Here is an 18,761-nt window from a genome sequence, read left to right as displayed (position 1 = left end):
CCCTTGCCTACCGCCTGATCCGCCCGCGCCGGCTCTCGGAGAACACTCCAAAACCGGGTATAATCGACCCATTTTTTCCATTCTAGAAGAACTACGATTCATCACCATGGAACTTGCCAAAAGCTTTGAACCCGGCGACATCGAACGTCGCTGGTACGATCAGTGGGAACAGGCCGGCTACTTCAAGCCCAGCATGGACACCGCCAAACCGTCCTTCGCCATCCAGCTGCCGCCGCCCAATGTGACCGGCACCCTGCACATGGGCCACGCCTTCAATCAGACTATTATGGACGGTCTGACCCGGTATTACCGGATGAAGGGCGACAACACCTTGTGGGTGCCCGGCACCGACCACGCCGGCATCGCCACCCAGATCGTGGTGGAGCGCCAACTGGCCGAGCAGGGCGTCAACCGCCACGACCTGGGCCGCGACGCCTTCACCTCCAAAGTGTGGGAATGGAAAGAGCAGTCCGGCGGCACCATCACTAGCCAGATGCGCCGCGTCGGCTGCTCCGTGGACTGGGACCGTGAATACTTCACCATGGACGACACCCGCGCCGAAGTGGTGACTGAAGTCTTCGTCCGCCTGTTCGAACAAGGCCTGATCTACCGCGGCAAGCGCCTGTCCAACTGGGACTCCAAGCTGGGCACCGCCATCTCCGACCTCGAAGTGGTTTCCGAGGAAGAAGACGGCCACATGTGGCACATCAAATACCCGGTGGTGGGAAGCGACGAGTTCGTCACCGTCGCCACCACTCGCCCGGAAACCCTGCTGGGCGACGTGGCCGTGGCCATCGCCCCGGACGACGAGCGCTATCAGCACCTGCTGGGCAAGCAGCTGGAACTGCCGCTCACCGGCCGCCAGATCCCGGTGATCGCGGACGAATACGTGGACAAAGAGTTCGGCACCGGCTTCGTCAAGATCACCCCGGCGCACGACTTCAACGACTACCAAGTGGGCAAGCGCCACAGCACCCAGCTCATCAACGTGATGAGCCTGGAAGCCAAAATCCTGGCCAAGGCGCAAATCTTCGGCTTCGACGGCAGCGCCCAGGGCGTGATCGAACTGCCGGCCGCCTACGCCGGCCTCAGCACCCAGGACGCGCGCAAAGCCATGCTGGCGGACCTGCAAGCCCAGGGCTATCTGCTGGACACCAAGCCGCACAAACTGATGGTTCCGCGCGGCGACCGCACCGGCACCGTGATCGAACCGCTGCTGACCGACCAATGGTTCGTCGCCATGGACAAAGTGGCGCTGGACAAAGACGGCAATCCGGACCCCACCGGCCAATCCATCGCCGCCAAGGCGATTGAAGCCGTGGAAAGCGGCGAAGTGCGCTTCATCCCGGAAAACTGGGTCAACACCTACAACCAGTGGATGAAGAACATCCAGGACTGGTGCATCAGCCGCCAACTGTGGTGGGGCCACCAAATCCCGGCCTGGTACGACGAAGACGGCAATATCTACGTGGCCCGCAGCGAAGCCGACGCCCAGGCGCAAGCGCCGGGCAAGACCCTGCGCCGCGAACAAGACGTGCTGGACACCTGGTTCAGCTCCGCCCTGGTGCCGTTCTCCACCCTGGGCTGGCCGCAAGACACCCCCGAACTGCGCGCCTTCCTCACCTCCAACGTGCTGGTGACCGGCTACGAAATCATCTTCTTCTGGGTGGCCCGGATGATCATGATGACCAAGCACTTCACCGGCAAGGTCCCGTTCCGCGACGTCTACATCCACGGCATGGTGCGCGACCACGAAGGCAAGAAGATGTCCAAGTCCGAGGGCAACGTCATCGACCCGGTGGACCTGATCGACGGCATCGCGCTGGAACCGCTGGTGGCCAAGCGCACCACCGGCCTGCGCCGCCCGGAAAAAGCCCCGGCCATCGCCAAGGCCACGGAAAAGCTGTTCCCGGAAGGCATCCCGGCTTACGGCACCGACGCGCTGCGCTTCACCATGGCCAGCTACGCCACTCTGGGCCGCAGCGTCAACTTCGACTTCAAACGCGCCGAAGGCTACCGCAACTTCTGCAACAAGCTGTGGAACGCCACCCGCTTCGTGATGATGAACGTGGAAGGCAAGGACTGTGGTCAGGACGAAAGCCTGCCGCTGGAATACTCCTTTGTTGACCAGTGGATCATCGGCCGCCTGCAACAGGCCGAGATCGACGTCACCAACGCGCTGGAAACCTACCGCTTCGACATCGCCGCCCAGACCATCTACGAATTCATCTGGAACGAATACTGCGACTGGTACGTGGAACTGGCCAAGGTGCAGCTGCAAACCGGCAACGAAGCCCAGCAGCGCGCCACCCGCCGCACCATCGTCCGCGTGCTGGAAGTGGCGCTGCGCCTGACCCACCCGCTGATGCCCTTCATCACCGAAGAGCTGTGGCAGACCGTGGCCCCGCTGGCCAACGCCAAGACCACCCCGTCCATCATGCTGGCCCCGTGGCCGGTGGCGGACGCCGGCAAGATCAACGCCGCCGCCAACGCCCGGATGGACGCGTTCAAGGACATGGTCAACGCGGTGCGCAATCTGCGCGGCGAAATGGGCATCGGCCCGGCCGTCAAAGCGCCGCTGTTCATCGAAACCGGCGACGCCACGGTGGCGGACTTCGTGCCCTACCTGAAACTGCTGGCGCGGCTGACCGAAGGTTCCATCGTTGCCGCGCTGCCGGAAGACGACGCCCCGGTGGCCATCTCCGGCGACGCCCGCCTGATGCTGAAGGTGGAAGTGGACAAGGCGGCGGAAACCGCGCGCCTGACGAAGGAGCAGGGCAAGGCGGAAGCCGAACTGGCCAAGCTCACCGCCAAGCTGGAAAAGCCGGGCTATGTCGACAAAGCCCCGGCCCACCTGGTGGAGCGAGACAAGGCGCAGTTGGCCGAGCTGAACGACAAGCTGGACAAGATCAAGGTGCAGTTGGCCAAGCTGGCTTGAACTTAAGCCTGATCTGGAAGTGAAGAAACCCGCCGTGAGGCGGGTTTTTTTACATGGGTAATCGCTAATTTGATTTGCATGCTTGAATTTTTGATTCTTTCGTCATATTGTTTGGTGTGATATTTAGGGGGAAATATGCAGAGTCAAGATAAGCTAAGTGTGGAGTCAGCTAAATCAAATTGGTGGGAGGGCTATATTATTAGATATAGCCTTGGAACTTTGGTCGGGTCTCTAATTTGTTGGTTTTTGGTTTTGAATTTGGCCGAAACATCACAAATAAGATCATTTGTTTTTTCCAAAGAAACGGTTGTAAATTATGTGATTGTGGCTTTTATGGGGCTGACCTTTTGTTATATCGCAAGTGCGCCAATGCTGGTGCTGCATGTTTCTCGCTATCAAGAAAGGAAAAAAACAATTGGTCGATGCTTTGATAAGGCTGTGTTTTTTGTTTTTTCCAGTTGGCTAGCTTTGACTGGTGGAGTTCTCTATTTTTGTGGTTACTTTGATATGGAGTTGACCGGACATCAATTTAAACTAATATCAATTTTGGGTGTAATTGTTTTTTTTCTGATTGTTGTACAAATGGGGATGCAGCCAAAAAGTGAGGATGATATCGTTAATGTGTTTGATTTTTATGACAAATTAACCTTTTTGAGATTTTACACTTTTAGCGACATAATGACTTCTTATCGGCATATGCGGGAACATGGAAATGCGTATGCGGTTCTTTTGCTTGAACTTCTGTTGGGGTTTACTCTGTGGTTGGCTTTAAAGTTGCATATATATCTTGTTCCAATGGTTGTTGTTGCCTGGGTCTTTCCTGCGGCATATTCTTGGCAGGTGGGAACTAATATTGAAAAAAAGTATATTAAAAAACATTATGAAGCAGCAGTAAAAAAGCATAGACATACCATTTACAATGGTAGCGTGAGAAAATCTGGTAGGTCTTATTATTTTCCTTGTCGAAGGTAAGGTTTGGGATCGAATCCGCTGCGCGGATGATGATTTAGGGCCGGTTCCGCCCGGCGAACGGGAAGGGGAATTTGCGCGGCCAAATTCCCCTTCACCCCAAAGGCCGCCCTGCAAGCCTGGCCTGCGGCGTCCCGCCGGTTCCCGTCAGGCCCGAGGCGCGGCTGAACTCGCAGCGCGCTAACGTCGCGCTGCTCGAACAAGCAGCCGCTTAAAACCTCGGGCCTGCCACCCGTCGGCAGGCTTGAAGGGAGCTGGGGCGCGTCGGATGCGCGGCCAGCTTTGCAGCTAACAGGCGAGTCGGTCTCGTTTGCTATGAACCGGAGCCGCTCTGGCTTGACTCCCCCCGCCATCTAGCCAACAATGGCCCCCGCGCTGCCGCACAAACAGCGCCAGGATTAGTCTCCTGTAATCTCCCCCGGCGGACACGCCGCGTTTTCGCGGCTTTTTCGTGTCCGGTTGCTATTGCTTTGCCTAAAATCTGGGCGGGCCATGGCGGGGGCGCCTACGGGCGCGCCGGTCCGAGGGAGCGGTGAGACTAGCCTTGTCATGTGCCCGCCTTGCCGCTTTGCCGGCCAGGCCCTCTCATCCAAGGAGGTTGCAATGGCGAAGTCAGTCCGTCCGATGCCCAACATCGAATCCACTCCATCCCATTCCAAGGATCCCGCCGTCCAGCAGGACAGCGTTCCCCCGCAACAGCCGGCGCTGCGGCGCTCGCAGTACCGCTGTGTTTCCGTGGAAATCAAGGCAACCCGCCTGCCTTTTGTCCGCTTCATTCCGGGCCGCAATCATCCGCATTACTGGCAGCCGGCCGAACCCGAGGATTACGCCGAGGCCTGCATGCTGGGCCGCCAGTACGCCGCGCACCTGGCGCTGTGGCTGAAAAGCAATGAGCTGGACGCCGGCCGCGGCTTGCTGCTGCGCATTGCCAGGGATATGGACCACAGCGACCGCAGCCACCGCAACGGCTTGCGCCGCGGCTTTTTCAACTACCTGGAGACCTTGCTGTGCGTGGCCGGGCGGCAGTTGAACCTGTATCGCCACGTGGAGGCGATGCACCAGTTGCAGCGCAGCCGGGATCTGATGGCGTGGCTGGAGGGCAAGCGTAAGCGTTGAGCGAGCTTGAGCGCGGCTTGGCCTGGGTCAAACCGTGCTTGGCGGCTTTAGGCTAATTTCATAGAATGCCCTGCCAGTTGACGCTGGCGGGGTTTTTTTATTGAAAAAGAAAGAATAAGCATGCACAGCATCGTTCAGAAGATTGGCTTGGGCTTACTGTTATGTGGCTCCGTTATGGGCGCGCGCGCGGAGGGTTTTCCCGCCGCCAAGCAGTTTTGGATTGTCGAGGATCAGTTCCCGGTCAAGGGCAACTTGAGTTTGGATCATGTGGCGGAAGACGGTTCCTGGGTAGCTGGCAAGCTCAGTGGCGGCGCTTTTATCTTCAAGCAGATCAAGGGCCGCTTCGTGGTGATCAGCCAACAAGGCGTCAAGCCTTATGGCGGCGAGAATGCCGAGGCGGAATATCACTTCGTTCAGGACGGTGTCGGCCCGGTGGTGAATACCTATCACAACAACAACGCCTGGGTCAGCTTCTCGGTGGGTAAGGATGGAGAAGCTTATCCGGTGCCCTATGTCGCGAGTGATTACGCTTGCGCGGCGGCGCTGCCGCAGGGCGATACCTGGTGCACCAATGCCCGCCAGGAGGAGGTGCCGAAGATGCCGGACCTTTTGACCACGGAAAAGCTTACCCCCAAGAAGTTTGGCCAACATTACTTCTTGGCTGTTAGGTATGGGAAGAGGTTAGAGGAGGCCGGTCTGTCCACCTTCTTTACCTGGACTCGGGCCCTGGGTTGGCAGCCGCAGAGTTTGCAAGCGCTGTACGGAATTGGCGCTAGCGGGCCGGTCTTCTTTGATGGCAGCCAGGATGGCTCGATCATTGTTGGCCATGCCGATCACAACAAGCGGCCAATAAATGGAGGTTGGCTGTTTCAAAGCGTGCCCATTGTCTGGACCCAGAGCGGTGGCGTGAAAGTGCTGAACGGTATTGGCGCGGAACCGGAGGGCGGCGTATCCAGCATCAGCGCCGATGGCCGGGTGATGATAGGCAGTGGGAGCGAATTGAAGATGAATGTGTTCGCGCGCCGCTTGCAAAAAACAGGCGATCCTTACCCTGTGATCTGGAGTGATTCCGACACGGCGATCAAGTTCACCGACTATCTGCAACAACACGGAGTGGAGATTCCCAAAGGCGTGGAATTGGAGGCGTTTCCCTTCTTGATGAGCAAGTCCGGCGAGGTGTTTATGGGCAAGCTCACGAGCGGCAAGCATTTCGTGGTCAAGGTGCCGCGTGCGGACTAGAGCTGGCCGTATTTGAGAATGGGTAAAGGCGAAGGCTAATGAAGATAAAACTAGGTGCTGTAGTGTTTGGATTGTTGGCGCTGGCCGGCGGTGTGGACGCGGCCACGCCCTATCAGGCGTGGCTGGACAAGCCGCTGGAACAGATACGACAGCAGGCGCAGAACAACGACGCCAGCGCTCAGGCGGCGTTGGGCGCGATGTACAAGGACGGCGTCAAGGTTGTGAAGGATAAACAGCAGGCCTTGCTGTGGCTGCGCAAGGCAGCCGAGCAGGGTAATACCAGCGCGCAGATTAGCTTGGCCAATCTTTATGTTGCCGAAGGCAGGGAGGGGGATTATGAGGCGGCGGCCGAGCTGTACCGTCAAGCCTTCGCCACGCTGCTCAAAGCGGCGGAACAAGGCGAGGCAGAGCGGCAGCATGATCTTGGCTTCATGTATCTGCATGGCGTTGGCGTGGAGCAGAACGATGCCGAGGCCGCTAACTGGTTCCGCAAGGCGGCGCAGCAGGGCCTGGTGGACGCCGAGGTCAGCTTAGGCTGGATGTATCAGGGCGGGCGCGGCGTGGAGCAGGATTATGGCCAGGCAGCAGACTGGTATCGCAAGGGTGTGGCGCGTGGCTACGACCTGGCGCAAGTCAATCTGGGCTGGATGTACGCCAACGGTTTGGGCATGCAGGCGGATGCGGCCAAGGCGGTGGAGTTGTACCGCCTGGCGGCGGTGCAAGGTCTGGGCAACGCGCAGGTCAGCCTGGGCTGGATGTATTTGCTGGGCAAGGGTGTACGCGCGGATCCCGGTGAGGCTTACGCCTGGTTCGCGGTGGCCAAGGTGAACGGCAGCCCTACCGCGTCGCGCAGTCTGGAGCAGGTCGAGCCCAAGTTGAGCGGCGCCTGGCTGGCGGCGGCCAAGAAGCTGGCGCGGCGCTACATCGTCCAGTATGCGAAGCAGGGCGGCTAGCCGGCGCCCGGCTGGCCGCTGCCATCGCCGCTATTAAGCCGGCTGCGCGTCGCTCAGGGCGGGGTAGTCGGTATAACCCTGCTCGTTCCCGCCGTAGAAGCTGTTCTTGTCGGCCGCGTTCAGCGGCGCATTCCGTTTGAGCCGTTCCACAAAGTCCGGATTGGCCAACACCATGGCGCCGTAGGATTCCAGCTCCGCCAGGCCGGCGGCGATATCGGCGCCGATCTGCTCGCGCGGGCGGCCTGGGCGGTTGAGGATCAGCGCGCCTTGCCAGCGTTGGCGCAGATCGGCCAGCAAGGCCTCGTCGCCCAGGTGCATCAGGTGCAGGTAGGCCAGTCCCAGCTTGTTCAGTTCGCTCACCAGATAGCGGTATAGCGCCGGGCCTTGTTCGCCTTCGTCTATGCCCCAGATGCTCAGGCCGGGCGATAGACGGATGGCGGTTCTGTCCGGGCCGATTTCCTCGGCGATGGCGGTGGCCACTTCGATGGCGAAACGGGCGCGGTTTTCCAGGGAGCCGCCGTATTCGTCGTCGCGGGTGTTGGCGCTGGGCGCGAGGAATTGCTGGACCAGGTAGGCGTTGGCGCCGTGGATTTCCACGCCGTCGGCGCCGGCTTCAATGGCGCGGCGGGCGGCGTGGCGGAAGTCCTGCACCGTCTGGCGCACTTGTTCGGCGCTCAGCGCGCGCGGGCTGGGAATCGGCTGCATCCCCGTGGCGGTGAACATGCCGGCGCCCGGGGCGATGGCGGAGGGCGCGACGCCCAGCTCATGGCGCGGGGTGTTGTCCGGGTGGCTCATGCGGCCGGCGTGCATCAGCTGGATGAAGATACGCCCGCCCTGGGCATGGACGGCGTCCGTGGTGTGTTTCCAGCCGGCGACGTGGGCGTCGGTGTAGATGCCGGGGGTGGCGAGGTAGCCTTGGCCCGCGTCGGACGGCTGGGTGCCTTCGCTGATGATCAGGCCGAGGCCGGCGCGCTGGGCGTAATAACGGGCGGCCAGCGGGCTTGGGCTGCCGTCCGCCTGGGCGCGGGAACGGGTCATCGGGGCCATGACCAGGCGGTTGCTCAGGGTGAGGCCGGCGAGGCGGGCGGGGTCGAATACGGTGTTCATTGCGCTTTCTCCTATTGGTGGGGTGCTCTCATCATCGCCGGCTTTATTTGTGAGATAAATAGGGTATTTTGGATAATACTGATCCATTTTTGGAGCAATGAGTGGAATTGCTAAACGATATGGCTTTGTTCGTCGAGGTGGTCAAGGCCAAGGGCTTCCGCAATGCGGCGGAGGCGATCGGGGTGCCGAACTCCACGCTGTCGCGGCGGATTGCCGCGCTGGAGAAGTCGATAGGGCTGCGGCTGCTGCACCGCACCACTCGCCGGATAGAGCTGACCGAGGCCGGGCTGCTTTACTACGAGCGCTGCCGGCGCATCGTCGACGAGGCCCGGCTGGCGCACGAGCGATTGGGCGAGATGCTGGCCCAGCCCAGCGGGGTGTTGCGCGCCTCGCTGCCGGTGGATTTCGCCGTGACCTATCTGGCGCCGATGATCGCCGAGTTTGCGCGGCTTCATCCCGGCATCGATTTCGATTTGGACCTGACTCCCCGGCGCGTCGATCTGGTGAGCGAGCCTTTCGACGTGGCGGTGCGCATGGGGACGCCGGAGAGTTCGCAATTGATCGCGCGGACCTTGGGCGCGCTGACGCCCGGGCTGTACGCGTCGCCCGGCTATCTGGCCCGCGCGGGCGAGCCGGCAAGCCCGGCGGAGCTGGCGGGGCATCAGTGCCTGAGCGTGCTGAAGCCCGACGCCTGGACCTTCCACGGCGAAGGGCGGGAGCTCGCCGTTGCGGCGGGCGGGCGCTTCGCCTTGAACAGCATCGGCCTGGCCAAGCGGCTGGCGACGCTGGACATGGGCATTGTGCTGATGCCGGAGGAGATTGTCGCGGACGAGGTGGCCAGCGGCGGCCTGCGCCGGATCATGCCCGGCTGGCACGGCACGCCGGTGCCGGTGTACGCGCTGACGGAAACCCGTTTGCTGCCGGCCAAGACCCAGCGCTTCATCGAGTTTTTACAGCAGCGCCTGCGTTGACGCCATGGCCGTCCGCCGTGAAGCGGCCGCGAGCGCCGGGCCGCCAAACGCCGACGGCGGCGGTGATCACGATCAGCAGGATGTTGAGCCCGCCGCCTATCGCCTCGCGCAGGGTGGCGGCGTGGAAGTCCGCGCCCAGCTCGCCGCCCGCACCCTCAAGCAGCGCGGCTTGGGCCAGTTGATTGGCCATGTCCACCGCCGGCACCACCACGAAGCTGGCGTTGAGCAGGATCAGCAGCGTCAGGCCCAGCTTGAGCTGGAAGAAGCGGTTGCGCGGGCCGTAACGCCGGTAGCCCAGCAGCAGGCCGCTGATCAACATCAGCCACAGGCCGGGCACGGTCAGCGCCCAGGTGCCGATATGGATGTACTGCCGCGTCTGCGCCAGCAGTGCCGGGGCGGCCGGGCCGGTTTCGGACAGCACGATCCAGGCCAGAATGCTGCCCAGGAACAGGGCCAGCGCGATGAAGTGGATGAGTTTGAGGAAGCGGTTCATTTCTCTTCTCCAATGGGCGGGCTGAGCGTTTCCAGCACGCGCAGCAGTTGTTGCAGGGTTTGGCGGGCGGCGTCGAAGTCCGCGTCGGGCAGCTGTTGCGCCAGTTGCGCGGTCCACCGCGCCTGGCAATCTTGGGTGCCGGCCACGGTGCGTTCGCCCTTGGCGCTCAGTCGGTACAGCGGAGAGCGGGCGTGTTGGGGGTTGGGCAGCACGTCGAAATAGCCTTCCTCCACCAGCTTGTACAGCTGTTTTTGCGCGCCTTGGCGGCTGATGCCCATGCGGGCGGCGATTTGCGGCGCGGTTTGCGGGCCGTCGGCCAGGCCCACCGCGCCGAGCACCTGCCAGCGCGCGCTATTGATGCCCAGGTGGGCCACCAGTTGGTCGCCTCTTTCCAGCAGGGCGCCGTTCAGGCGGAAGATCAGCAACATCAGCTCGGTGATGTCTTGAGGGCGATGGTTTTGTTGGGTGGACATGGGGTTTCTCTATTTGACAACCGGTTGCCATTATTGACAACTAGTTGTCAGACTGCAAGCTCATTTTGGTCTAGGCATGAATACGGTTGCTTGGAGGCGGCGAGGCAGGGCGGGGGCTTCAGGCCGGGCGGGCGCGTTCATTGGGCGGCAATGGATGATGAATGCGTATGTACTTGTAAATACAGTCAAAAATGAAAATGTAATTTCTATGTTAGCATCGTCGGCTTCCTAAAAAGCTCTGTTCAAAGCCAATGAAAAAATGCTTGCCCTTCTTGATGTTGCTCAGCCTGCACGCCCATGCCGATGATGAGGCGCTGCGCCAGATGTTCAATTGCGACGGCAGTTTCTTTCGCTACATCGCCCAGCCCGGCAAGGCTGTTCCCGGCCTGCCGGTGACGGTGGAAAACGGCCGCGCCGCGTTGCGGATGCAGCCTGTCCGCGATCAGGCGCTGGAGATGGAGGAGGACGTCAGCGGCGCGTCCGAAGGCTTGACGTCGCTGCTGCGCCATTCCGCCATCGATCAGCCGGTGGCGTTGACGCCGCAGTGGGCCTTGCGCGATTACGTGGAAGAACACTTCCACAACACCAATGGTCCGATGGACGTCAACGGGGTGTTGGAGTCCTATAACTGGGGTTTCCGCTTGCTGGGGCAGCGGGATATGACGCTCCAGCAATTCGTCGCCCAGCGGCCGGATCTGACATTCAGCTGCGACAAGGAAAAGGGCGGCGTCTGTACGTTGTACCGCCAATGGGACAAGGGCGCGTGGAAAACCATCAAGCCCGAGCAGCAGTACGCGGACGTGCCGCGTTTGTTGTTGACGGCCTCCAAGTCCGACCCCCGGCATTTCTCGCTGGAGTGTTCCTTGCTGGTGGAGGGCGAGCGTCTGCCGCCGGGCTTGATCAAGGCCTTGCAACCGGATTGGGCTTTGAATTTCTGAGAACCTGTTTACGATTTGCTGCGCGTCGTGAGGCGCGGCACGGCGAGTAGCGCTTCGAAATGCTCATATGCCGTGTGTACATTCCGCTTTCTCAGCGGTTTTCGCCTTGGCTCGCCTTAGCTCGCGAGATCGTAAACACGTTCTGAGAGCCGCTTTACGCTGCGCGTCTGTCCGTATGCTGACGCGATGCCCATGATGAATCCAGCCCCCGCGCGGGGCTTTTTTCATATGAGCGCGGCTTGGCCGGCGACGCCGAGCGGCTGGCCAAAGTCTGTTTGGCGATATGAAAATGATAAATGGGAATTTAGTTTGAAATATGAATTACGTAGTAATAACTAAAGCCTTGCCCTGGCGCGGAAGCCCTTGCTATACCGGCATTGGGCGGGGCAAGCGAAGCGGGCTCCGTGTTGTTTCCAGTGTTGGATAACTCATTACGGGAGCATGATCATGTCTGAACAATTGCTGGGTGGTTGGTCCGGTTTCCAGCCGGTGGATGAAAAAGACCGCAAGGTTTTCCATCAGGCCACGGAAGGTTTGCTGGGCGTGAAATACGTGCCGCTGGCGGTGTCCACGCAAGTGGTGGCCGGAGAGAACTATATTTTCCTGGCCAGCGCGGAGGTGGTGTATCCCGGCGCGCAGCCGCATCTGGTGGCGGTGTACATCTACCAGCCGCTGGGCGGCAAGCCGCCGCATGTGACCCGCATCGAGAACGTGCGTCTGTAAGCCCTTAGCCAAGACGCTGTTGCGCAACAAGCCCGCCGTCCGGCGGGCTTTTGTTTTGGGTCGCCGCGGCTTGTTCCAGCAGCCATTGTTTGAAGACGCCCATTTCCGGGTCGCGCATGAGATCCGGACGGTGTATCAGGTAATAAGCGAGGGCGCTGCGCAGCGGCGGCGCCGGCAGTTCCCGCAGCCGGCCGGCGGCCAGTTCGGCTTGCAGCAAGGAGCGCCGCGCCAGCGCGTAGCCGCGGCCGGCCAGCGCGGCCTCTATGGCGGCGTTGGAGTCCACGCAGACCACGCCTTGTTCGCAGTCCAGTTCCAGGCCGGCGGCGCGGCTCCACAGCCGCCAGTCGCCGCGGTGTTCGTCGTGCAGCAGCCGCTCGCCGCCGAGGGCGTCCAGCCGCGCCGGCAGCGCGGGCGCGCATACCGGCGTCAGTTCGTCGTCCAGCAGCTTGCAGGCGCTGAGGCCGGGGTAATCGCCCAGGCCGTGGCGCACGGCGAAGTGGATGTTTTCGGCGGCGAGGTCGACCACGCGGTTGCCGGTGCTGACGTGGACGTCGATCCGCGGGTGCTCGCGCATGAAGCCCTGCAGCCGGGGCAGCAGCCATTGCGCGCCAAACGAGGGGGTGCAGCTGAGCAGGATTACGCGGCGGGCGCCGGTCAGCCGCGCGGTGGCGTGGTCTATCAGGTCCAGCGCTTGCCGGCAGGCGGCCAGGTAGTCGCGGCCGGCGGCGTTGAGCGTCAGGCCGCGCGCGCGGCGCTCGAACAGCGGCTGGCCCAGGCAGTCTTCCAGCTTGCGCAGTTGCTGGGAGACCGCGCCGGGGGTGACGTGCAGTTCTTCGGCGGCCAGCTTGACGCTGAGCCGGCGCGCGGCGGCTTCGAAGAAGCGCAGGGATTCCAGCGGCGGTTTGGGCATATGAGTTTAGATTTTCTAAATTGTCAGGCAGGAAAAATCGTTTGTTTGCGGCATCTATGCGGTTGATGATTTCAGTATCTGGTTTAGCAAAGTTAAATACAAGGCGAAGGGAGAGGCATCATGGGAATGGCGAGCTTGAGTCGTTTGCTGTTGTTGGCGGCCTTGTGGGGCGGCAGCTTTTTGTTCATGCGCATCGCCGCGCCGGCGCTGGGCGCCTTGCCGACGGCGTTTGGCCGGGTGGCGCTGGGGGCGGCGGGCCTGCTGGGGCTGATCGCCTTGTTGCGGGTGGGGCTGTCCTTCAAGGGCAAGCTGGCCGCCACCTTGCTGCTGGGGGTGATCAATTCCGGCTTGCCCTTTCTGTTGTTCGCGCTGGCGGCCCGGGTGTTGCCGGCCGGCTATAGCGCGATCCTGAACGCCAGCACGCCGCTGATGGGGGTGTTGATCGGCGCGGCGGCGTTTGGGGAGCGCATTAGCGCCAACAAGCTGGCCGGCGTGCTGATCGGTCTGGCCGGCGTGGCGGTGCTGACGCAGACGGGCCCGCTGGCGACGGGAACGGCGGCTTTGTGGGGCGTGGCGGCCTGCCTGGCGGCCACCGCCTGTTACGGCCTGGCCGGTTTTCTGACCAAGCGCTGGATTGCGGACCGCGGCGGGCTGGACAGCCGCGTGGTGGCTCTGGGCAGCCAGTTGGGCGCGGTCTTGCTGCTATTGCCCTTGATGGCCTGGCAGGCGAGCTCCCAGCCGCTGGGGTGGCCGGAGGCGGGGGCGGAGGTGTGGCTGGCGATGCTGGCCTTGGGCCTGCTGTGCACGTCGCTGGCCTATGTCTTGTATTTCCGACTGATCGCCGACGTCGGCCCGCTGAAGGCGCTGACGGTGACGTTTCTGATTCCGCCTTTCGGCATTTTCTGGAGCTGGCTGGCGCTGGGAGAGACGGCGACGCTGTCCCAGGCGCTGGGCGGCGCCTTGATCGCGCTGGCGCTGTGGCTGGTGCTGCGGCCGGAAGCGCCGGCGGCGCGCGCCGCCGCGCCGGACGAGGATTGGTCGATCTAGCGGCGGCGCGGCGCGGGCTTAATTGAGCAGCAGATAGCTGATCGGGCTTTCTCCGCAAGCCGCCAGCCCGCATTCCAGGAATACGGACAGGGCGTTGCCCAGCAGCAGGGCCATGGTCAGGGCGACGCCGGCCTTGGCCAGCCGGCCCAGCTGCGCCGGGGGCTGACGGTCGAAGCTGTGTTCGCGCTGGCACTGCATCAGCAGCAGGCCGCAGCCGATGAAGACGGCGAAAAAGGCGATGGCGGCCCAGGTGTAGAAATGCAGGCCCAGGATGGGCGGGCCGAAGCCGGCGTCGCCGGGGGCGATGTGCAGCAGCACTTGACGGCCGGCCACGGCGAAGCCGGCGGCGGCGGCCAGCAGCATCATGCCGTAATGGCCGGGCTTGTCGCCCAGCAGCACATTGGCGGCCAGCGCCACCGCGATGGCGCACAAGGCCACGCGTTGCAGCAGGCAGAGCGGGCAGGGCAGCTCATGCTGGGCGAACTGGAAGTAGAAGGCGACCAGCAGCATCAGGTTGATCAGCAGCAGGCCCAGTTGGTTCAACTTGTCGGTGAGGTTGTGCGTCATGTCGGGCTCCTCACAGCGAAATGGGCAGACTGCTGGTGGCGTGGAACTTGAACCAGTACAGCGTGAGCGCGAAGGCCAGGCCCCAGCAGGCGTAGGCCCATTGGCGCTTGCGCAGGATCAAGGCCAGCAATGAGGCGGCCAATAGCAGAAACAGCAGGGTATCCATCGGGAATTCCTTAATGTGGCGGGCCGGCGGAGCCGGCCTGGGTGGTGGTTGCCAATCAATATTAGCGCTTGCTTAATGTTGTGTGAATAGCTTGTTTGCAGGCGGCGGCGCGAAATTCTCCACTGAATCAGTACATTCGCCATTCGTATCGTATAAAACGGCGCGCAGGGAGGCGATGGGAAGCGGCGGCCTTTTGCCGCGCGCGGCGGCGCTTGGCAGGCTTTTTGCATTAAAGCAGTTGTTAGCATCACCTCAAGGCCGCCGCCATGTCCGCTTCCCATCCCGCGCCGCTTTACGCGGTGAAAGTTCGCCGCGATTACAACAGTTGGGTGGCGCGCGAGTCGCTGGAAGACTATGCCTTGCGCTATACCCCGCAGAGCTTTCGGCGCTGGTCGCCGTGGCGGGTGGCGCACACCGCGCTGGGCGGCGCCGCCGCTTTTCTGGTGTTGGAGGCGGTGGGCGCGGCGATGCTGACGGCGGGCGGCTTCGTCAATGCGGCCTGGGCCATTCTGGCGGTGGGGCTGGTGATTCTGCTGGCCGGCCTGCCTATCAGCGTCTACGCCGCCCGCTACGGCGTGGACATGGATCTGCTGACCCGCGGCGCCGGCTTCGGCTATCTGGGTTCCGCCGTCACCTCTTTGCTGTACGCGGCCTTCACCTTTATTTTCTTCGCGCTGGAAGCGGCCATCATGGCCTATGCGCTGGAGTTGGGCTTTGGCCTGCCGCCGGCCTGGGGCTATGTGCTGTGCACCGTGGCGGTGCTGCCGCTGGTGGCCCACGGCGTCACCGCCATCAGCCGGCTGCAAGTCTGGACCCAGCCGCTGTGGCTGGGCTTGTTGTTGCTGCCCTATGGTTTCGTGCTGGCGCGCCAGCCGGAGGCCTTGAGCGGCTTTTGGCACTACGCCGGGGCGGAAGGCGGTGCGGGCGGCTTTGATCTGCGTCGTTTTGGTGCGGCTTTCGGCATCGGCATCGCCTTGATCGCGCAGATGGGGGAGCAGGCGGACTATCTGCGCTTCATGCCGCCGCCCGCCACCGGCCAGCGCCGCCGCTGGTGGCTGGCCTGCCTGGCCGGCGGCCCGGGTTGGGTATTGCCCGGCATGCTGAAGATGCTGGGCGGCGCGCTGCTGGCCTGGCTGGTTCTGGACCATGGTCAGGCCGGCGGGCCGGCGCCGGATCCGGCGCGCCTGTATTGGTTCGGCTACGCCCGGATCTGGGGCGACGGCCGGCTGGCGCTGGCGGCGACGGTGCTGTTCGTGCTGCTGTCGCAGCTGAAGATCAATGTCACCAATGCCTACGCCGGTTCGCTGGCCTGGTCCAATTTCTTCGCGCGGCTGACCCATAGCCATCCGGGGCGGGTGGTGTGGGTGGCTTTCAATCTCTTGATCGCGCTCTTGCTGATGGAGCTGGAGATTTTCCAGGCGCTGGCGCACGTGCTGGCGCTGTTCGCCAATCTGGCCATTGCCTGGATGGTGACCGTGGCGGCGGATTTGGCCATCAACAAGCCGCTGGGGCTGAGCCCGCCGGGCATTGAGTTCCGCCGCGGCTATCTCTACGACGTCAATCCGGTGGGGCTGGGTTCGCTGCTCCTGGCCTCGGCGGTTTCGGTGTCGGCGCACCTGGGGGCGCTGGGCGAGCAGATGCAGCCGCTGGCCCCCTTCCTGTCTTTGCTGACCGCCTTGCTGGCCACGCCAGCGCTGGCCTGGCTCAGCGGCGGCCGTTATTACCTGGCGCGACAGCCGGCGTCGCCGCCGGCTCCGCCGCCGGCTCCGCCGCAGCGCTGCGTATTGTGCCGTCGCCTGTACGAGCCGCCGGACATGGTCAGTTGCCCGGCGTATCGCGGCTGGATCTGCTCCCTGTGCTGCACGCTGGACGCGCGCTGCGAGGACCGCTGCAAGCCCAAGGCGCGGCTGGACAAGCAGTGGCGCGCCTGGCTGAGCCGGCTGCTGCCGCGGGGCTGCCGGCCGTATCTGCAACGCGGCCTGGCCGATTATCTGCTGCTGATGACGCCCATGCTGGCGGGGCTGGGCCTGCTTATGGCCGGCTTGTCCTTTTGGGCGCGGAGCCGCCCGGCCTTGGAGGGGCTGGCGGCGCGGCTGCCGCAATTGGGCGCGGGCCTGCTGCTGGGCTGCAGCGTGCTGGCCTGGTGGCTGGTCTTGTTGCGGCAGAGCCGGCAGGTGGCGCGGCAAGAGTCCAAGCGGCAGACCCAGCGCTTATTGCGCGAGATCGCTTCCCACCGCCGCACCGACGCCTTGCTGCAAAAGGCGCGCCGCGACGCGGAGCAGGCCAATCAGGCCAAGAGCCGCTACGTGAGCACGCTCAGCCATGAGCTGCGCACGCCGCTGAACAGCATGCTGGGCTATGCGCAGATCCTGGACGGGGACCCGGAGATTCCGCCGTCGAAACGGCCGGCGCTGGCGGTGATCCGCCGCAGCGGGGATCACCTGCTGTCGGTGATCGAGGGCACGCTGGATCTGGCGCGGATAGAAAGCGGCCGGCTCAGCCTGGAGCCGCGGCCGCTGGACTTCGCCGCGCTGATCGGCCAATTGACGGCGATGTTCCAGCTGCAGGCGCGGGACAAGGGCCTGGGCTTCCGCTTCCTGCCGCAAGGCGAGTGGCCGGCCATGGTGCGCGCCGACGAACGGCGGCTGCGGCAGATTCTGATCAATTTGCTGGGCAACGCGGTCAAGTTCACCGCGCATGGCGAGGTCAGCCTGGGCCTGCGCTATCAGGGCGAGGTGGCGTGTTTTGAAATTGCCGACACCGGGCCCGGCATCGCGCCGGAGGAGGCCGAGCGCGTGTTCGAGCCGTTTGAGCGCGGCGGCGGGGCCGCCGGCCAGAGCGGCAGCGGGCTGGGCCTGACCATTGCGGGCATGCTGACCTCGCTGATGGGCGGGGAGCTGAGGCTGGACAGCCGGCCGGGCGGGGGCTGCGTGTTCACGTTGCGCCTGTTCCTGCCGCGGCTGGGCGCCGCGCCGGCGGCGCCCTTGTCGGCGCGCGTCGGCTACCAGGGCCGGAGGCGGCGGGTGCTGCTGGTGGACAATCATGAGCAGGACCGGGAGATGCTGGCCAGCGCCTTGCGGCCTTTGGGTTTCGAGGTGGAGCAGGCGGCCGGCGGCCAGGCTTGCCTGGACTGGCTGGAGCAGGCGCGGACGCTGCCGGATCTGGTGTGCATGGATCTGGCGATGCCGGGCCTGGACGGCTGGGAAACCCTGCGGCGCATCCGGCGCCGGCACGGCGACGCGCCTGCGCTGGCGGTGATTTCCGCCAACGCCTTCGAACGGGGGCAGGACAACGACGCGGGCATCCGCGCCGAGGATTTCTTCGTCAAGCCCATCCGCGTCGAGCAGCTGCTGGACTGGATAGGCCGACGCTTGCAGCTGGAGTGGCTGAGCGGCGAGGAGCCGGCGCTGCGCTGGCCGCCGGAGGAGGCGCTGGACGAGTTGCGGCAGGCTTTACGGCGCGGCTATCTGCGCGGCGCGCGCGCCGCCCTGCTGCGCTTGGAGGTGGGCGCGCTGGGGGCGGACCCGGCTTACGGACCGTTTCTGGCGCGGGCGCGGAGCCTGCTGGACGGCTGCCGGCTGGACGAGTTGCTGCGATGGCTGCCGGGAGCGCCGGCGTGAGCGCGCCGCGGCCGGAGCGGGCGACGGCGCTGATCGTGGACGATCAGCCGGAAAACCTGGCCTTGCTGCACGATGCGCTGGACCTGGCCGGCTACCGGGTCTTGCTGGCCACGGACGGCGCGGCGGCCTTGTGCCGCGCCGCCGAGTGCCGGCCGGACATCATTCTGCTGGACGCGTTGATGCCGGGCATGGACGGCTTCGAGACGGCGCGGCGCTTGAAGGCGGGGGCGGAAACGCAGGCGATTCCCATCGTGTTCATGACCGGGCTCAGCGACAGCGAGCACGTGCTGGCGGCGTTTGCCGCCGGCGGCGCGGATTACGTGATCAAGCCGCTGCGGCCGGCGGAGGTGCTGGCGCGGCTGGCCGCCCATATCGGCAGCGCGCGCCAGCTGTGCCGGGCGCGGCAGGCGCTGGAGGCTTCGGGGCAGGCCTTGCTGGCGGCGGACCCGACCAGCGGCCGGCCCGGCGAGGAATTGTTGCACTGCAGGATCAGACTAAGCCCCGGCCCGCCCGGCCGGAATACGTTACATG

At 63.7% G+C, this 18,761-nt stretch carries 17 protein-coding genes; 11 read left to right on the top strand and 6 right to left on the bottom strand.

Features of this window, described 5'->3' with window-relative positions:
• Positions 1-106 precede the first annotated feature (106 nt).
• The 5 genes from NK214_RS21475 to NK214_RS21455 all read left to right on the top strand — a co-directional run bounded on the left by NK214_RS21475 (position 107) and on the right by NK214_RS21455 (position 7,215).
• On the top strand, positions 107-2,938 hold the full coding sequence (locus tag NK214_RS21475; RefSeq protein ID WP_253315469.1) for a valine--tRNA ligase: 2,832 nt from the start codon (positions 107-109) through the stop codon (positions 2,936-2,938).
• A 135-nt stretch (positions 2,939-3,073) separates the two neighbouring features.
• Complete coding sequence (locus NK214_RS21470) at positions 3,074-3,910, top strand: hypothetical protein (RefSeq protein WP_253315468.1); 837 nt, start codon at positions 3,074-3,076, stop codon at positions 3,908-3,910.
• Positions 3,911-4,510: 600 nt separating this feature from the next.
• Positions 4,511-5,023, top strand: coding sequence for a hypothetical protein (locus NK214_RS21465; RefSeq protein WP_253315467.1), 513 nt, complete (start codon positions 4,511-4,513; stop codon positions 5,021-5,023).
• Between the two features lie 120 nt (positions 5,024-5,143).
• The gene (locus NK214_RS21460; protein ID WP_253315466.1) at positions 5,144-6,262 is read left to right on the top strand and encodes a hypothetical protein; all 1,119 of its coding nucleotides are present in this window, start codon (positions 5,144-5,146) and stop codon (positions 6,260-6,262) included.
• Positions 6,263-6,300: 38 nt separating this feature from the next.
• Entirely contained in the window at positions 6,301-7,215 is a 915-nt protein-coding gene (locus tag NK214_RS21455) for a tetratricopeptide repeat protein (RefSeq protein ID WP_253315465.1), read from the top strand.
• A 33-nt stretch (positions 7,216-7,248) separates the two neighbouring features.
• Here the strand turns inward: NK214_RS21455 and NK214_RS21450 are convergent, their stop codons facing one another.
• Positions 7,249-8,322, bottom strand: a complete 1,074-nt coding sequence (locus NK214_RS21450) for an alkene reductase (protein ID WP_253315464.1) — start codon at positions 8,320-8,322, stop codon at positions 7,249-7,251.
• 101 nt (positions 8,323-8,423) lie between these two features.
• Here NK214_RS21450 and NK214_RS21445 point away from each other — a divergent pair, with 101 nt between their 5' ends.
• A complete protein-coding gene (locus tag NK214_RS21445) occupies positions 8,424-9,293 on the top strand; it encodes a LysR substrate-binding domain-containing protein (protein WP_253315463.1) in 870 nt (289 codons plus the stop codon).
• Here NK214_RS21445 and NK214_RS21440 read toward each other — a convergent pair.
• Together NK214_RS21440 and NK214_RS21435 are read right to left on the bottom strand one after the other, a co-directional pair.
• Positions 9,262-9,786 carry a DUF2269 family protein gene (locus NK214_RS21440; protein WP_107799326.1) on the bottom strand — a complete coding sequence of 175 codons (525 nt, stop codon included), beginning with the start codon at positions 9,784-9,786 and terminating at the stop codon, positions 9,262-9,264. The two genes, NK214_RS21445 and NK214_RS21440, sit on opposite strands and share 32 nt — an antisense overlap.
• Positions 9,783-10,259, bottom strand: a complete 477-nt coding sequence (locus NK214_RS21435; RefSeq protein WP_253315462.1) for a MarR family winged helix-turn-helix transcriptional regulator — start codon at positions 10,257-10,259, stop codon at positions 9,783-9,785. The genes NK214_RS21440 and NK214_RS21435 overlap by 4 nt, the downstream gene beginning before the upstream one ends.
• Positions 10,260-10,522: 263 nt before the next feature.
• Between NK214_RS21435 and NK214_RS21430 the strand changes: the two genes are divergently transcribed.
• On the top strand, positions 10,523-11,197 hold the full coding sequence (locus tag NK214_RS21430; protein WP_253315461.1) for a hypothetical protein: 675 nt from the start codon (positions 10,523-10,525) through the stop codon (positions 11,195-11,197).
• A gap of 447 nt (positions 11,198-11,644) precedes the next feature.
• On the top strand, positions 11,645-11,920 hold the full coding sequence (locus tag NK214_RS21425; RefSeq protein WP_107801776.1) for a hypothetical protein: 276 nt from the start codon (positions 11,645-11,647) through the stop codon (positions 11,918-11,920).
• Positions 11,921-11,924: 4 nt separating this feature from the next.
• Here the strand turns inward: NK214_RS21425 and NK214_RS21420 are convergent, their stop codons facing one another.
• A complete protein-coding gene (locus NK214_RS21420; protein WP_253315460.1) occupies positions 11,925-12,830 on the bottom strand; it encodes a LysR substrate-binding domain-containing protein in 906 nt (301 codons plus the stop codon).
• Between the two features lie 120 nt (positions 12,831-12,950).
• On the opposite strand from NK214_RS21420, the gene NK214_RS21415 reads away from it, so the two are divergent.
• A complete protein-coding gene (locus NK214_RS21415; protein ID WP_107799322.1) occupies positions 12,951-13,877 on the top strand; it encodes a DMT family transporter in 927 nt (308 codons plus the stop codon).
• 18 nt (positions 13,878-13,895) lie between these two features.
• Here NK214_RS21415 and NK214_RS21410 read toward each other — a convergent pair whose 3' ends face one another.
• Positions 13,896-14,444, bottom strand: a complete 549-nt coding sequence (locus NK214_RS21410) for a disulfide bond formation protein B (protein WP_107799321.1) — start codon at positions 14,442-14,444, stop codon at positions 13,896-13,898.
• A gap of 10 nt (positions 14,445-14,454) precedes the next feature.
• On the bottom strand, positions 14,455-14,610 hold the full coding sequence (locus NK214_RS21405; RefSeq protein ID WP_158274275.1) for a DUF5993 family protein: 156 nt from the start codon (positions 14,608-14,610) through the stop codon (positions 14,455-14,457).
• 266 nt (positions 14,611-14,876) lie between these two features.
• Here NK214_RS21405 and NK214_RS21400 point away from each other — a divergent pair, with 266 nt between their 5' ends.
• Both NK214_RS21400 and NK214_RS21395 read left to right on the top strand, forming a co-directional pair.
• Positions 14,877-18,230, top strand: a complete 3,354-nt coding sequence (locus NK214_RS21400; RefSeq protein WP_253315459.1) for an ATP-binding protein — start codon at positions 14,877-14,879, stop codon at positions 18,228-18,230.
• Positions 18,206-18,761: response regulator (locus NK214_RS21395; RefSeq protein WP_253315458.1), on the top strand; the 556-nt coding region annotated here is incomplete at its 3' end. The genes NK214_RS21400 and NK214_RS21395, both read left to right, overlap by 25 nt.

It is taken from the genome of Chromobacterium sp. S0633 (assembly GCF_024158805.1).
Taxonomy (GTDB): domain Bacteria; phylum Pseudomonadota; class Gammaproteobacteria; order Burkholderiales; family Chromobacteriaceae; genus Chromobacterium.
Note: the sequence above shows the minus strand (reverse complement) of the source record. Positions and strands in the feature narration are given on the sequence as shown.

Coding starts and splice junctions, on each gene's coding strand:
- NK214_RS21475 (WP_253315469.1), top strand. CDS start 107: ATGGAACTTGCCAAAAGCTTTGAACCCGGCGACATCGAACGTCGCTGG.
- NK214_RS21470 (WP_253315468.1), top strand. CDS start 3,074: ATGCAGAGTCAAGATAAGCTAAGTGTGGAGTCAGCTAAATCAAATTGG.
- NK214_RS21465 (WP_253315467.1), top strand. CDS start 4,511: ATGGCGAAGTCAGTCCGTCCGATGCCCAACATCGAATCCACTCCATCC.
- NK214_RS21460 (WP_253315466.1), top strand. CDS start 5,144: ATGCACAGCATCGTTCAGAAGATTGGCTTGGGCTTACTGTTATGTGGC.
- NK214_RS21455 (WP_253315465.1), top strand. CDS start 6,301: ATGAAGATAAAACTAGGTGCTGTAGTGTTTGGATTGTTGGCGCTGGCC.
- NK214_RS21450 (WP_253315464.1), bottom strand. CDS start 8,322: ATGAACACCGTATTCGACCCCGCCCGCCTCGCCGGCCTCACCCTGAGC.
- NK214_RS21440 (WP_107799326.1), bottom strand. CDS start 9,786: ATGAACCGCTTCCTCAAACTCATCCACTTCATCGCGCTGGCCCTGTTC.
- NK214_RS21435 (WP_253315462.1), bottom strand. CDS start 10,259: ATGTCCACCCAACAAAACCATCGCCCTCAAGACATCACCGAGCTGATG.
- NK214_RS21425 (WP_107801776.1), top strand. CDS start 11,645: ATGTCTGAACAATTGCTGGGTGGTTGGTCCGGTTTCCAGCCGGTGGAT.
- NK214_RS21420 (WP_253315460.1), bottom strand. CDS start 12,830: ATGCCCAAACCGCCGCTGGAATCCCTGCGCTTCTTCGAAGCCGCCGCG.
- NK214_RS21415 (WP_107799322.1), top strand. CDS start 12,951: ATGGGAATGGCGAGCTTGAGTCGTTTGCTGTTGTTGGCGGCCTTGTGG.
- NK214_RS21410 (WP_107799321.1), bottom strand. CDS start 14,444: ATGACGCACAACCTCACCGACAAGTTGAACCAACTGGGCCTGCTGCTG.
- NK214_RS21405 (WP_158274275.1), bottom strand. CDS start 14,610: ATGGATACCCTGCTGTTTCTGCTATTGGCCGCCTCATTGCTGGCCTTG.
- NK214_RS21400 (WP_253315459.1), top strand. CDS start 14,877: ATGTCCGCTTCCCATCCCGCGCCGCTTTACGCGGTGAAAGTTCGCCGC.